This window comes from Enterococcus sp. 9E7_DIV0242, from assembly GCF_002140975.2.
GTDB classification, from domain to species: Bacteria; Bacillota; Bacilli; order Lactobacillales; family Enterococcaceae; genus Enterococcus_L; species Enterococcus_L clewellii.
Window position 1 is genome coordinate 4,526,209 of record NZ_CP147247.1, and the last position, 14,375, is coordinate 4,540,583.

The window sequence follows — 14,375 nt, forward strand, 5'->3', positions numbered from 1 at the left end:
GAGGAGAGCGAATGAACAGAAAAAAACTAGTGAGCAGTTATTTAGTAATCGCTCTGTTGCTCTTTCTTTTTCAAAAAGTGTATCACTTTTATGGGCATGGTGTGATTTCCTTTGCTTTGTCGTCCATTTGGATTGCGCCGCTTATTGTGGGTTTGTTATTCACTGTTTTTCTTTTTGGAAAACCGAATAAAAGGGATTCATCTGTGTTTCGTTTGAGTGTCAATTTGATGAATACAAGTCTCGCTATTTTTACAGTAGGACTCATATTGACAGGAGTGACTGAAATTGCAGGTACAGACTCGCCTTATATTCTCTATTTTTACGTTGTGAGTTTTTTATTTCTCGTTCCTGCATCTATAGTTACGATGGTTGCATATATAAAATGAGGTGATCTGGATGTGGCTCTTTTTGATTATTCTTTTCACAGCAGTGTTGGGTCTGATTTGGCTGATTATTCCGAAGGAGTAAGGGCTGATTTTTACAGATGACATTGATTTCCCAAAGAATCACAAAAACCCCTATAATCAATTCCGGTTTATGGCAGAGTTGATTATAGGGGTTATTAATTATCTGTAGTTATTAAATTGAAGTTCTATCGGTAAATCTAACTCTCTTAACAGTGCAATGATTTTTTGCAAATCATCTCTATTTTTTCCAGTAACGCGGATCTGATCATCTTGGATTTGCGATTTAACCTTCACACCAGAATTTTTGATGGCAACATTGATTTTCTTTGCATTCTCTTTATCGATACCACTGACTAAATCGCCATATTGACGAGCAGCACCACCAAGAGCTTTTTCACTCGTCGAAAATTGAATATTTTTTATTGGAACACCTCGCTTGACCAATTTGCCAAACAGGACATCTTTTACTTGCTCCACTTTGTAGTCATCATCTGCAATAACAACCAAACGATTATTATCCAATTTGATATCGGCAAGAGAATCCTTAAAATCAAATCGATTTTTGATTTCCTTTAAAGCGATCTGCATCGCATTCTTTACTTCCTCCATATCCATTTCAGAAACAACATCAAAACTTGCATCCTTTGCGGCCATATGCCAACCTCCTAAATTTTGCTATATCCATAGTAACAATGAAAGCGCAATACGACAAGTGATTTATCAAAACCATACGTGACAATAACTAGTCTTTGCGGAGCGCATACATCTGAAGATAATTATAGGAAATTCAAAATCAGGATGTATCGCTTCGAAAAAGAAAAATTTGATGATAAAACCTATCGAAAATCTTGCGTAATTCTTTATAAAACATATAATGAGAAAGGACATGTTTTACGCAGAGAATATCTGAAGGAAACAGCTGCCGATACAGTAGAAAAAGAGCATGTAGTCAGACCTTGAATAGCGCAAGAAAGAATTGCTTTTATACAAGGTGAACGAAAAACAGCGTCGCGTAATCCTAGACCATCAAAAATAGAAAAACAGGACAATTACTTAACTGTTTTTCTAGCAATAAAAACAGGGCTCATTCCCTTTTACCAAGAATGCTAGGGAAGGGGACATCGGACCATCGAATGAAGAAACTAGACAATGACTTGGCTAGTCTCCACGACAAATCAAAGGAGGGCTCATTCCCTTTTATCAGGAATACTAGGGAAAGGGACATCGGACCACGAAAATGAAGAAACTTGGCAATTACTTGACAAGGTTCCTCAATAAATCAAAGGAGAGCGAAAATGGGGAAAAGTCTTACACTACATAAACGTTCGGAGCTGATCAAAAAGATTTTAGTTATTATTTTGACTGGCTTTACGGGGGCAATGGGGTTGAATATGTTTTTGATTCCTGCACAGGTTTTTTCAGCAGGGATGAACGGAATGGCACAAATTTTAGCGACATTATTATACAATCATTTATCTATTACTATCGATACCGGGTTATTCATTTTTCTATTGAACTTACCGGTTTTTGCATTGGGTTTTTGGAAATTAGGGAAAGAAGCAACAATTTTCAGCTTTGTCAACGTGGCGGTTGCCTCAGCAATTACGATGATTTTGCCCGTCTATACGGTGACGGATAATCCTCTGATGAACGCGATTGTTGGTGGCGTATTAATTGGTATTGGTGCCGGACTTTCTTTGAAGATGGGATTTACCACAGGGGGAATGGATATCGTCTCTTTGGTTTTGTCTAGAACAACAGGCAACACGGTTGGAAAATATATATTTGCTTTGAATAGTATCATCGTAGCGATTGCGGGCTTTTTATTTAACTGGGAGAGTGCGCTATATACAATCATTTCGATTTACTGCATGACTCAGGTCATCGATGCACTGCATACGAGTCATCAAAAGGTTACGGCGATGATCATTACTACGAATCCAGACAGAGTCGTTCAAGGAATCTCAGAGCAGATGGTACGCGGAATGACACTGCTGCCATCGATCGGGGGCTATTCTAAAGCGGAAGGACGTATGATCATGATGGTTATTACACGCTATGAGCTATATGACTTAGAACAGATCGTCCATTCGATCGATGAAAATGCGTTTATGAATATTGTTCCTACTCAGACTGTTTTAGGTCGCTTTGCTAATGAGGATGAGCAGCGATTTTTCAAAAATAATGGCAGTTTCCCAGAGATGAAAAGACATCGGATCAAATAATGTAAATGGCTGCGTCTCCCTTTTATGCTATGATAAATAGAGCATAATTAAAGGGGCGATTTGATGACTATGGATCAAAAAGAACTATTTAAGAATGAATTGATTTGCTGTATGCCCAAACTCGTTGAGGAAATCTTGTTGTATCTTCCTGAACAGCAGGTATATGGCATTTCTTTTTTAACGACAGATGATTTTTATGGAATGTATGTGGGCTTCAATACAAAAGAATTTATGGAAGAGCAGATCAAGAAGGAGTCAGCGAATGAGTATCAACGTTGGATGCCGACAGAATGGCCATTTTCCGATGAAGAGCTGCCCACAGATTTTAATAAGGAACTGTACAAGAATTTAGTGGAAATCATTGATCACAATAAGGAAACCGATTTCATGCGGCCTTCTGATGGGAAATGGGCATTTGCTTTGTTCTTGATCGAGGCGATAAATGAGGCCGTTCGTGCGATTCCTAAAGAGACATTTACAGAGCATGGGTATGAACAGAACAGCATCGTTTTTTCTGTTACGATGTCAGATGGCGACTATATGGATGAAATGTTTCTTGACTCGCTCAAAAAAATGAACAAGGATAGTCTGATAATGGAGTTGCTTGAAACGCTGGAAAATTAGTATCTCACCGACAATTTAAACGTTTCTATTGGTGACTTTGTGAAAAGATGAATAAAATTTTCTGAAAAAAGCAATTTTAGTAGAAAAGTACCTAAAGTTCTGATAAAATAGAACTGTTGGTTAAGGGATAGCCTTAACAAATATGGTTTTTAAAACTTAGGAGGAATTTTTTATGCCATTAGTATCAGGAACAGAATTTCTTAAAGCAGCTCGCAAAGATGGTTACGGTGTTGGCGGATTCAACACAAACAACCTGGAGTGGACAAAAGCAATCCTTGAAGCTGCAGAAGCAAAAAAAGCACCAGTATTGATCCAAACTTCTATGGGAGCGGCTAAATACATGGGCGGCTATCAAGTATGTTACGACTTGGTAAAAGACTTAGTAGATTCAATGGGCATTACTGTACCTGTAGCGCTTCACTTAGACCATGGTGAATACGAAGATGCATTGGAATGTATCGAAGTTGGTTACACTTCTGTTATGTTCGACGGTTCTCACTTACCATTCGAAGAAAACATCGAGAAAGCAAAAGACGTTGTTGCTAAAGCTCACGCAAAAGGTGTTTCTGTAGAATGTGAAGTTGGTTCTATCGGTGGAGAAGAAGACGGAATCATCGGTTCCGGCGAATTAGCTGACATTGAAGAATGTAAACAAATGGTTGCAACTGGTATTGACTACTTAGCTTGCGGAATCGGTAACATCCACGGTTCATACCCAGACAACTGGGCTGGTCTTGCTTTCGATCATTTACAAGCAATTGCAGACGCTGTTGGCGATATTCCATTGGTACTACATGGTGGATCTGGTATTCCTTTGGATCAAATCCAAAAAGCAATCTCAATGGGTGTTTCTAAAATCAACGTAAATACTGAAGCGCAAGAAGTATTTGCTGCTGCAACTCGTAAATACATTGAAGAAGGAAAAGACCTTGAAGGAAAAGGCTTTGACCCTCGTAAATTATTAGCACCTGGTACGAAAGCAATCACTGATTTGGTTGAACAACGTATCGAATGGTTCGGTTCAGATAACAAAGCATAATTTTTTAATAGATCGATTACCGCTGGCATAGCTTTTGTCGGCGGTTTTTTGTTTTTACAGATCGATGGTGCATGTACATAAGTTAAAGAACTTGTTCAGTATGGATTATTTATACAATGATACAATGGATGCATAAATCTATCGAACTATCTGTGAAAGAAATGGATTGAGAATAAAAGCTGTTAGCAGTAGGAACCTTATGAAATCCCTGTGACATGAGATGAAACCAAACAGTTCCTTGGGAATAGTTACTGACGTAGCATGGGGGATAAGGACGGTGAAGGATAGAAACTTGAGTCTCTAGTTGATTGAAGTGAGTAGCTAGTTAAAGCTACTGCATATGACAGTATAATATTTGAGTATTTATCTGATTTTTTGTCATAATTAATTATTGTCTACATCGTTTCAGATAACAACTGAGGTCGTCCTGTCGGTATCTGTTTTGGATTTCTTGAAAATCCTGTCTTTTGTATTATAGATTCTTGTGTTAGAATGGTTTGGGTATGGATAAAAACAGCAATAAATTCTGACATAGTTAGGTGAGATAAAATAGATGAAAAAAATAGTAATAAATGGTAATCGTCCCTTATCAGGAGAAGTATGTATCAGTGGTGCAAAAAACAGTGCAGTTGCGTTGATTCCAGCTGCAATCTTAGCTGATTCACCGGTTACTTTAGATGGTGTTCCTGATATTCAGGATGTTCACTCTCTTATTGAGATTTTAGAAATCATGGGTGCAAAAACCACATTTGAAAATAATACATTAGTAATCGATCCAACAGAGATTGTCTCTGTGCCGATGCCTACTGGAAAAATAAATAGTTTACGAGCTTCTTATTATTTCATGGGTTCTTTATTAGGTAAATTTGGAGAAGGAGTTGTCGGGTTGCCAGGCGGATGTTATCTGGGCCCGCGTCCAATCGATTTGCATATCAAAGGATTTGAAGCACTAGGTGCTACAGTGAACAATGAGCATGGTGCGATGTACTTACGAACAGATCATGGCTTGACAGGTACCAGAATCTTTATGGATATGGTTTCTATTGGGGCAACAATCAATGTGATGCTAGCTGCAGTAAAAGCAGAAGGCAAAACAATTATTGAAAATGCCGCACGTGAGCCTGAAATCATCGATGTTGCCACTCTATTGAATAATATGGGTGCGAAAATCAGAGGTGCAGGCACAGATATCATCCGAATCGAAGGCGTTACAGAATTACATGGTTGCCGTCATTCCATTATTCCAGATCGAATTGAAGCTGGAACGTATTTGTCTATTGCTGCGGCAATGGGACAAGGTGTTAAGGTTCGCAACGTGATTTATGAGCATCTGGAAAGCTTTATTGCTAAATTACAGGAGTTAGGTGTGAAAATGACGATTGAGGAAGATATGATCGAGGTTCATCCTTCTGAAGATCTAAAGATGATCAATGTCAAAACTTACCCTTATCCGGGATTTGCAACAGATTTGCAACAGCCGTTGACACCATTACTTTTGAAAGCAACCGGAACGGGTCAAGTAATGGACACTATTTATGCACAACGGACGAAGCATATACCTGAGCTTGTCAGAATGGGTGCCAGTGCATCTGTAGAAGGAAATATGATTGTATTGAATGGTCCAGCTAAACTCCATGGAGCAGAGGTTGTTGCATCTGATTTACGCGCTGGTGCTTGTTTAGTGATTGCGGGCTTGATGGCTGAAGGGACAACAACCATTTATAATGTAGAATATATTTTGCGTGGATATGACCATATTATTGAAAAATTGACTGCTTTAGGAGCAGATATTCAAATGATAGAAACAGAAAATGAACTTGAGGTGAACCAATGAGCGACTATTTGACGATGGCCGAGCTTGAAAACAGCACATTAAAAGATATCTACGCCTATGCAAAGCAATTTAAGATACCTTATTACAGTCAAATGAATAAAAAAGAGCTTTCTTTGGCAGTGATTCGTGCTCAGGCAGAAAAGCAAGGCTTCTTCTTCATGGAAGGGATTTTGGATATCGTTTCTCAGGATGGCTATGGCTTTTTGCGTCCTATCAACTATGGACCAAGTGCTGAAGATATCTATATTTCTACGTCTCAGATTCGTCGTTTTGGATTAAGAAATGGCGATAAGGTGGCAGGGAAAGCCAGACCACCGAAGGAATCAGAACGTTATTACGGCTTAATGCATGTAGAGAGTGTCAATGGAAAAGATCCGGAAGAAGCAAAGCAACGTCCACATTTTCCCGCGTTAACTCCGTTATATCCGGAAAAGCAAATAGTTTTAGAAACAACGCCTGGGAGAGTATCCACTCGGATGATCGACATCTTTTCACCAGTAGGATTCGGTCAACGTGGGTTAATTGTTGCGCCTCCGAAAGCTGGTAAGACAAGTGTTCTGAAGGAAATCGCTAATGGGATTACGGAAAATCATCCAGAGGTTGAGTTGATCCTATTGCTAATCGATGAACGACCGGAAGAGGTGACCGATTTAGAGCGTAGTGTAAAAGGGGATGTTGTATCGTCTACCTTTGATCAACAGCCGCAAAACCATACGCGTGTTGCTGAACTTGTTTTAGATCGTGCCATGCGTCTTGTCGAAGACAAACGAGATGTTGTTATTCTGATGGACAGCATTACTCGATTGGCGAGAGCGTATAACCTTGTTATACCACCAAGTGGGCGAACATTGAGTGGTGGGATCGATCCTGCTGCATTTTATAAACCAAAACGTTTCTTTGGAGCTGCTCGTAATATTGAAGAGGGCGGAAGCTTAACGATCCTTGCAACGGCACTTGTAGATACAGGAAGCCGAATGGACGATATGATCTATGAAGAGTTCAAGGGGACAGGGAATATGGAGCTTCATCTATCAAGAGAGCTGGCCGAGCGTCGTATTTTCCCTGCAATCGACATCAAGAAATCAGGTACGAGAAAAGAAGATTTGCTGATGAACAGCGAACAGCTTGAAGAAATCTGGAAGCTGAGAAAAAATATGAAAGGCGACTCTTTGGAATACACAGAGCAGCTGATCAAGTTCCTGCGAAAAACAAAGAACAACCAGGATTTTTTCACAGCATTTCATGATGTATCCTTCAATAAGGCAGCACCTAAAAGAAATTTAAAAAGATGATTGCAACGAAAAATAAAACATGCTATTATTGTACTGTTGTATATCGACAAAATAACTCTGATTCAGCAAATGACTCAGGGCAAAGGAGCGAAAGAAAGTATGAAACAAGAAATTCATCCAGATTACCATCCAGTAGTATTTATGGATTCAACTACTGGTTTCAAATTCTTGTCAGGTTCTACAAAGAACACACAAGAAACAGTTGAATGGGAAGACGGAAACACTTACCCACTGATTCGTGTGGAGGTTACCTCTGACTCTCATCCATTCTATACTGGACGTCAAAAATTCACTCAAGCAGACGGACGTGTGGACCGCTTCAACAAGAAATACGGTCTCAAAGACGCAAACGCTGGCGAGTAATCAAACGATTGTCACAAATAAAGAGTTTCTCTTGTATAAGAGAGATTCTTTTTTTCTTATATTTATGAAGACTTTGTCATTCGTTATAGGTGATATATAGTTGTTTTGACTTAACACAAGAGATAATCGAATAAAAAGGAGGAAACAGATGGATTTTGTTGCATTTGATTTTAGTTATTACAAGCGAACGATGGAGGGGATGTACCACAGCTATTATCTAAAGCGAATTGTTGTCATGGCTGTTGGGTTACTGATTACAATCCTGTATACAATATTTTTCCCTGAAAGTATTTGGATTAATCTATTATTGATTTTGTTATTTGGTGCAGGAGGGATCTTTTTCATTCGTCAGAGAATGCAGTTTCATGTATTGTATGATGATTTTTTGAAAGCAAATGAGCGGGAGCCTAAAATTGAAAAGCTTGAAGAAGATGAGTTCACCTACAATGTCTTACTTGAAAATGGAGAGAAGCTGAGGATCAATAAAAATGGTGTTCGTAACTTACCCTCTAACAATAAGGAGTTGACGTTACTCGTCGGGTTCACGAAAGCATTTTTTAGTAAGCAGCCCTTCCATGTGGTTTATTATAATATGTTTGACCTAACCTATGAAGAAAAATACCGATTAAGCAAGAATAGGGTATCTAGAGTGCCGCGTTTTTTACGACCATTTACTTGGCGAAATCTTAAATCAAGCTCAACTAATTTATTTCGCTTAATTATCGGCAATCTGCTTACCTTGTATCTGCTGTATCGTTTGATTCGTTATGTGATCAGCATCGTTCAAACCATTTTGTAGTCAAGAAAAATAAACGGCAATAAAGGACTGAGTTGTTGGCTATACGCGGACAGCTCGAGCCTTTTCTTTTTAATATATAGAAGGAAAAATGGGGCAATAAGACCCCGCAAAGGAGAAAAATGATGATAGAAAAAAGAAATCCACAAACGATCCATCCACCTTTAGGAGCCTATGTTCATCAAGTTGAATTAGTAGGGAATATTCGTTGGCTGACGCTATCAGGACAGGTTGGCATGACTAAATCAAAAGAGTTGCCGGAGAACCCAGAGGAACAATTTAAAGAAGCCTTAGAAAATATTAGAAAAAATCTGGAAGCTGGAAACATGGGGGTTCAGGATTTAACGAAGCTAGTCTTATATCTTGTTGAGCCGATTGATTTTGACCGAAGAACGCAGATGCTTAATGATTTTCTTCAAGGTACGGAGGTGTGTATGACTCTGTTGTATGTCAAGGCATTGGCGACACCTAAAATAATGGTAGAGATCGATGCATGGGCAGCCTGCGAAGCAATAGATTAGCCAACCATCGGAACTGTCGAAATTTGAAAAAATAGCTATGAGTTCGCCAAAACAGTTACCTAGATTGTTTGTATTTATCAGAGGTATCACATGGGCGGAATACATGCGTAACTGCCGATTGAGTGTAGTAGCAGCCTAAGTTTGTAGAGAGCTATTACCACTTGCTTTTTTTACAAGCAAAAACCTGAATCAGTTCACGATTATCGTGTCATTGATTCAGGTTTTTTTCTTTAGTTCAAGCTCAAATAGTTTGCCAGATAATCAGCTAATCCATCTTCGTCATTGGTTTGGTCTGTAATATCATTGGCGACACTTTTAATATGGTCTGTGGCATTTTGCATGGCAACACCCCAACCAGCATATTCCAGCATCTCCTCATCATTATGCTCATCTCCAAAAGCGATGATATCTTTTTGTTTGATATTCAGGTAGTCAGCAACTTCAGCAACGCCCTTGGCTTTTTGGATTCCTTTTGAAACAACCTCAAGAATTGGCATAGCACCGCCCCATGTACGAATATCTAAGTGATCACCATATTGATTCATTAATGTATCTGAAATTCCTCCAACCAGTTCTCGTGGTGCACAAAGCATCAGAGAGGTTGGGTCGGTTGTCAGATTTTGAGCATTCAGCAGATTTTTCTCAGTAGCCTCTGCCGCAAAGAATTTTTCATCAAAGTGATCAAACGTGTCGATAAAGAATGTTTCTTTGTTTTCAGCAGCAACGAAATCAAGATTTAAGGCCTTTTTCTGTGAGATGATATCGAAAACGATCTCTCGGTCTACACTCGAAGCACGCTCATTTTCCCAAGTTTTTTCAGGGATGTGTACAAGTCCACCATTAAAATTGACCATAGGTGTATCCAACTTTAGTTGGCGGTAAAACTGGTGGCTCAAACGATAAGGGCGACCAGTGGCAATACTCACATAATGCCCTTGGGCAATGGCTTTTTGTAGTGTCTTTTCAGTTTTTTCGCTAATCAAGGATTGGACATTTAAGGTTGTTCCATCCAAATCGATCGCAATTAGTTTTTTCAAAGCATTTCCTCCTAGGACAAATTTCTTTTTCACTAGTCTAGCACAAAGAACAAAAATGACAAGTCAAAATGAAGAAAAAAGCAGGAAAAGCAGAGGATTTTAGCGAAAAGAATGTCAATTGATATTGACACTCATTTGAATAATTGTTAGTCTGAAAGATGAGAACAATAAGGAGGAACAAGTAGATGAAGAAGAGAAATAGGGGGCTGGGTCTTTTACTGACATCAGTAACAGTCTTTGGGGCAAGCAGCTTCTTGTTTAATAATGAACAAACCGTGTACGCGGAAGAAACTGGAAGTGTTCCTGTTCAGCTTTTAGGAATCAATGACTTCCATGGGGCTTTGAGTACAACTGGAACGTTTAAGGACGATGCCGGCAATAGCGTGAGTAATACAGGAACGGCTGCTTTACTGGCAGGCTATTTAAATCAGGCTGAGAAGGCATTTGCGGATGCCAACGAGGGAGCCCAGACCTTACGTGTTCAATCAGGCGACATGGTAGGGGCAAGCCCGGCAAATTCTGGATTGCTTCAAGATGAACCAACTATCAAGGTATTGAATGAAATGAATTTTTCTGTAGGTACACTTGGAAATCACGAGTTTGATGAAGGGTTGGCAGAATTCAACCGAATCATGACTGGCGGCAATCCAACAAGTGATCCTTATGGAATCTTAAAAGACTATCCTAGAGAAGCATCTAAGACAGAACTAGTTGTAGGGAATGTTGTTAAAAAGGGAACCGAAGAAATACCTTATGGCTGGCAACCGTATACAATCAAAGAAGTCGGTACAGACAAAAAGGTCAAAATTGGTTTTATTGGCGTAGTGACGACAGAAATACCAAATTTAGTATTGAAGGATCATTATCAAGACTATGATTTCCTAGATGAGGCAGAAACGATTGCTTATTATGCAGATGAATTACAAGAACAAGGCGTAAATGCAATTGTTGTTCTTGCTCATGTTCCTTCAACAAGTAAAGCAAATGTAGTTTCCGGTGAAGCAGCGGAAATTTTAGAAAAGGTAAATACAATCGATCCTCAAAACAGTGTAGATGTTCTTTTGGCAGGCCATAACCATCAGTATACAAATGGCTTAGTTGGAAAGACACGTGTGGTTCAATCGACATCTCAAGGAAAAGGATACGCAGATGTACGCGGACACATAGATGTTGAAACACAAGATTTTACAGAGGCACCTTCTGCTGAAATCGTACCTGTCGTTCCGGAAGGGGACAATGTACCAGCTGCCGATGAGAAAACTGCGGCAATTGTTGCGGATGCAGATAGTCGGGTAGAAGCTGTGACGAGTAAAAAAATTGGGACAGCTAAGACAGCAGAAGCGATTACTCGAGAAACTAATGAGTATAAAGAGTCACCTGTTGGTAATCTGATTACCGATGGTCAAGTTGCCATGGCTCAAGCTAAAGGGATCGATGCAGACTTTGCTATGACTAATAATGGCGGGATTCGTGCAGACCTAGCTGTTGGTAGTAACGGAGAAATCACATGGGGCGCTGCTCAGGCAGTTCAGCCATTTGGGAATATTATGCAGATCGTAGAAATGACTGGGGCACAGATTGAACAGGTGCTAAATGAACAATACGATGATCAAGAAAAATACTTCCTGCAGGTTTCTGGATTGTCCTATACATTTGTGAAGAATGATAATGAGGATCAACCCTTCAAGGTCCATGAAATCAAGGATTCAGAAGGAAATCTTGTTAAAGCTGATCAAACCTATAAAGTAGTCATTAATGACTTCTTATATGGTGGTGGCGATGGTTTCGCAGGTTTCACTCAGGCGAAACTAGTGGATGCTATGCAGCCGGATACAGAAACCTTCATTGGTTATATTGAGTCAAAAGAAGCTGCTGGTGAGCTGATCGAAGCAGGGATTCAGGAACGAAAGAAACTGATTGAAGAACCTTCTATCTTACCAGAGGATAAGGAAGTAGCTATTCGGGCCGCGACCTTCTTTGATCCACTTCATGAGACAGATCAGTATCTTCAAGGTGTGACATTGCCAAATGCAACAGTCGTTCTATTTGACGGAGAGATTCCTCAAAGTAAAATTGCTGGAAACGTTCTTCCGGAAGGTGATATTACCGCAAAAGCGGACAGTGAAGGACGAGTAAGAATCGATGTTACTGAGCTGAACCTGAAAGGCAAGAAACGCGTGACTGCGGTTGTTATTGATGAAGAGAAAAATAGTGCAGTTTTCCCTCTGGACGTATTGAGTGAAGTACCTGCAACTACAGACTCTTCAAGCTCTTCTGTTGAAGAATCTGTTACAAAACAAAGCGGAGGCACTACAACTTCTTCTGATAAACCAACAGGATCTTTACCAGATACGGGTGAAGCGATCACAAACATTAGCCTGATTTCCGGTTTAGTTCTTTTAGCCGGTGGTTCATTCTTGATTCTCAAGAAAAAATCAAAAGTATAGATCGATTAAGAGTCTAGGATTTTAATATCCTAGGCTTTTTTTTGTGTTTACAAAGATAATTACTTGATCTGAAAACGATTGAAATACGAACATTAAAAATAATTAATGATATAATAGTTAGTAATTTGTTGAAAAATGATTGAATGTCTCCTATAATTTAATAGTATTTGTTGGGAATTGCTAATTGCTCTTATTTTTATTTTTCCGGCAAACAATTAGGAACAACTTTGAGGGAGAGAGAAAAATTCATGGAAAAGTTTTTCAAATTAAAAGAAAACCGAACAACGGTTTCAACAGAAATGATGGCAGGAATCACAACATTCTTTGCTATGAGCTATATCTTGTTTGTTAATCCATCTATTTTATCAGAAACAGGAATGCCATTTCAGGCGGTCTTTCTAGCAACGATCATCGCATCGATCATTGGAACACTCGTGATGGGATTGTTTGCAAACGTACCGTACGCACAGGCACCGGGTATGGGCTTGAATGCCTTTTTCACATTTACAGTTGTGTTTGGTCTTGGCTATACGTGGCAGCAAGCGTTGGCGATGGTATTTATTTGTGGGTTAGTCAATATTTTGATCACCGTAACAAAAATTCGTAAATTGGTTATTCGCGCAATTCCGGAAAGCTTGCAACATGCAATTGGTGGTGGAATAGGTATTTTTGTGGCTTATGTAGGGATCAAAAATGCGGGACTTCTTGATTTTACTGTTCAGGCTGAGCCTATCAATGGTGCTGTGAATGGTGATAGCATAGTACCTGCTTTGGGGAACTTCAATAATCCGGGAATCATTCTTGCAGTAATCGGTTTGGTGATTATGACAATTCTTGTTGTCATGAATGTACGGGGAGCAATTCTTATCGGAATAGTCCTTACTACTTTATTGGCAATTCCAATGGGAGTCGTTGATCTGTCTGCTATTGATTGGCAAGAGAATTCTTTGGGGAGCTCAATTTCTGCTTTAGGTACGACTTTTGGTGCAGCCTTTGGACCGGATGGAATGCAGTCGCTATTTAGTGATACATCTAAAATCCCTCAGGTATTGATGACGGTCATTGCGTTTAGTCTATCGGACACATTTGATACTATTGGTACATTTATCGGGACAGGCCGACGTACAGGTATTTTTTCTAAAGAAGATGAGGCAGCGCTTGAGAACAGTAAAGGACTTGCGACTAAGATGGACCGGGCGTTGTTTGCCGATGCTGTTGCTACCTCAGTAGGAGCAGTTGTGGGGACATCGAATGTGACGACATATGTGGAAAGTGCTGCTGGTATTGGTGCTGGTGGTCGTACAGGTTTGACTTCTGTTGTCGTGGCAGCACTATTTGCATTAAGCAGCTTGTTCTCGCCATTGATTTCTGTTGTTCCAGCACAGGCAACGGCACCTGCATTGATCTTAGTGGGTGTCATGATGTTGGCTTCGTTCAAAGATATCGAATGGACTGACCTTGAAGAAGCCGTACCTGCTTTCTTCGCCTCTATTTTCATGGGCTTATGCTACAGTATTTCTTACGGAATTGCAGCAGGTTTCATTTTCTTCGCAGTTGTTAAGGTTGCGAAAGGAAAAATCAATGAGGTATCGCCAATCATTTGGATTGTCAATCTATTGTTCATTCTTAATTTTGTCATTTTGGCAATATTGTAAAAATGAAGGAAGTAATGAAAAATTTTTCGGGACAACGATAGAATTTTGACAGAGCTGATAGGGAATCAGCTCTGTTTTTTTGCGAAGATATCATAGAAACAATCAAAAGTGTGAAAAACAGAAATAAAAATTTTG

Annotated in this window: 13 protein-coding genes; 11 read left to right on the top strand and 2 right to left on the bottom strand. The window is 39.5% G+C overall.

Annotated elements, in window-relative coordinates:
- Window positions 1-11: 11 nt before the first annotated feature.
- Entirely contained in the window at window positions 12-386 is a 375-nt protein-coding gene (locus tag A5888_RS21025) for a hypothetical protein (protein ID WP_086349387.1), read from the top strand.
- A gap of 180 nt (window positions 387-566) precedes the next feature.
- Here A5888_RS21025 and A5888_RS21030 read toward each other — a convergent pair whose 3' ends face one another.
- Window positions 567-1,061, bottom strand: coding sequence for a YajQ family cyclic di-GMP-binding protein (locus tag A5888_RS21030; protein ID WP_086349388.1), 495 nt, complete (start codon window positions 1,059-1,061; stop codon window positions 567-569).
- A 641-nt stretch (window positions 1,062-1,702) separates the two neighbouring features.
- Between A5888_RS21030 and A5888_RS21035 the strand changes: the two genes are divergently transcribed.
- The 8 genes from A5888_RS21035 (at window position 1,703) to A5888_RS21070 (ending at window position 9,101) form a co-directional block, all read left to right on the top strand.
- Window positions 1,703-2,632 (top strand): YitT family protein, encoded by a 930-nt coding sequence (locus A5888_RS21035; RefSeq protein WP_086349389.1) that lies wholly within the window; start codon window positions 1,703-1,705, stop codon window positions 2,630-2,632.
- Window positions 2,633-2,695: 63 nt separating this feature from the next.
- The gene (locus tag A5888_RS21040) at window positions 2,696-3,256 is read left to right on the top strand and encodes a DUF4303 domain-containing protein (RefSeq protein ID WP_086349390.1); all 561 of its coding nucleotides are present in this window, start codon (window positions 2,696-2,698) and stop codon (window positions 3,254-3,256) included.
- 172 nt (window positions 3,257-3,428) lie between these two features.
- Entirely contained in the window at window positions 3,429-4,295 is an 867-nt protein-coding gene (locus tag A5888_RS21045) for a class II fructose-bisphosphate aldolase (protein WP_086349391.1), read from the top strand.
- A gap of 553 nt (window positions 4,296-4,848) precedes the next feature.
- Window positions 4,849-6,129 carry a UDP-N-acetylglucosamine 1-carboxyvinyltransferase gene (locus A5888_RS21050; RefSeq protein ID WP_086349392.1) on the top strand — a complete coding sequence of 427 codons (1,281 nt, stop codon included), beginning with the start codon at window positions 4,849-4,851 and terminating at the stop codon, window positions 6,127-6,129.
- A complete protein-coding gene (gene rho, locus A5888_RS21055; protein WP_086349393.1) occupies window positions 6,126-7,421 on the top strand; it encodes a transcription termination factor Rho in 1,296 nt (431 codons plus the stop codon). The genes A5888_RS21050 and rho overlap by 4 nt, the downstream gene beginning before the upstream one ends.
- Before the next feature lie 99 nt (window positions 7,422-7,520).
- On the top strand, window positions 7,521-7,784 hold the full coding sequence (locus tag A5888_RS21060; RefSeq protein WP_086349430.1) for a type B 50S ribosomal protein L31: 264 nt from the start codon (window positions 7,521-7,523) through the stop codon (window positions 7,782-7,784).
- A 148-nt stretch (window positions 7,785-7,932) separates the two neighbouring features.
- Complete coding sequence (locus A5888_RS21065; RefSeq protein WP_086349394.1) at window positions 7,933-8,583, top strand: hypothetical protein; 651 nt, start codon at window positions 7,933-7,935, stop codon at window positions 8,581-8,583.
- A gap of 122 nt (window positions 8,584-8,705) precedes the next feature.
- Complete coding sequence (locus tag A5888_RS21070; protein ID WP_086349395.1) at window positions 8,706-9,101, top strand: RidA family protein; 396 nt, start codon at window positions 8,706-8,708, stop codon at window positions 9,099-9,101.
- Window positions 9,102-9,331: 230 nt separating this feature from the next.
- On the opposite strand, the gene A5888_RS21075 is transcribed toward A5888_RS21070, so the two are convergent.
- Window positions 9,332-10,138, bottom strand: coding sequence for a Cof-type HAD-IIB family hydrolase (locus tag A5888_RS21075; protein ID WP_086349396.1), 807 nt, complete (start codon window positions 10,136-10,138; stop codon window positions 9,332-9,334).
- A 185-nt stretch (window positions 10,139-10,323) separates the two neighbouring features.
- On the opposite strand from A5888_RS21075, the gene A5888_RS21080 reads away from it, so the two are divergent.
- Window positions 10,324-12,585, top strand: coding sequence for a bifunctional metallophosphatase/5'-nucleotidase (locus A5888_RS21080; protein ID WP_086349397.1), 2,262 nt, complete (start codon window positions 10,324-10,326; stop codon window positions 12,583-12,585).
- Between the two features lie 248 nt (window positions 12,586-12,833).
- Window positions 12,834-14,240, top strand: coding sequence for an NCS2 family permease (locus A5888_RS21085; protein WP_086349398.1), 1,407 nt, complete (start codon window positions 12,834-12,836; stop codon window positions 14,238-14,240).
- The last annotated feature ends 135 nt before the right edge of the window (window positions 14,241-14,375 follow it).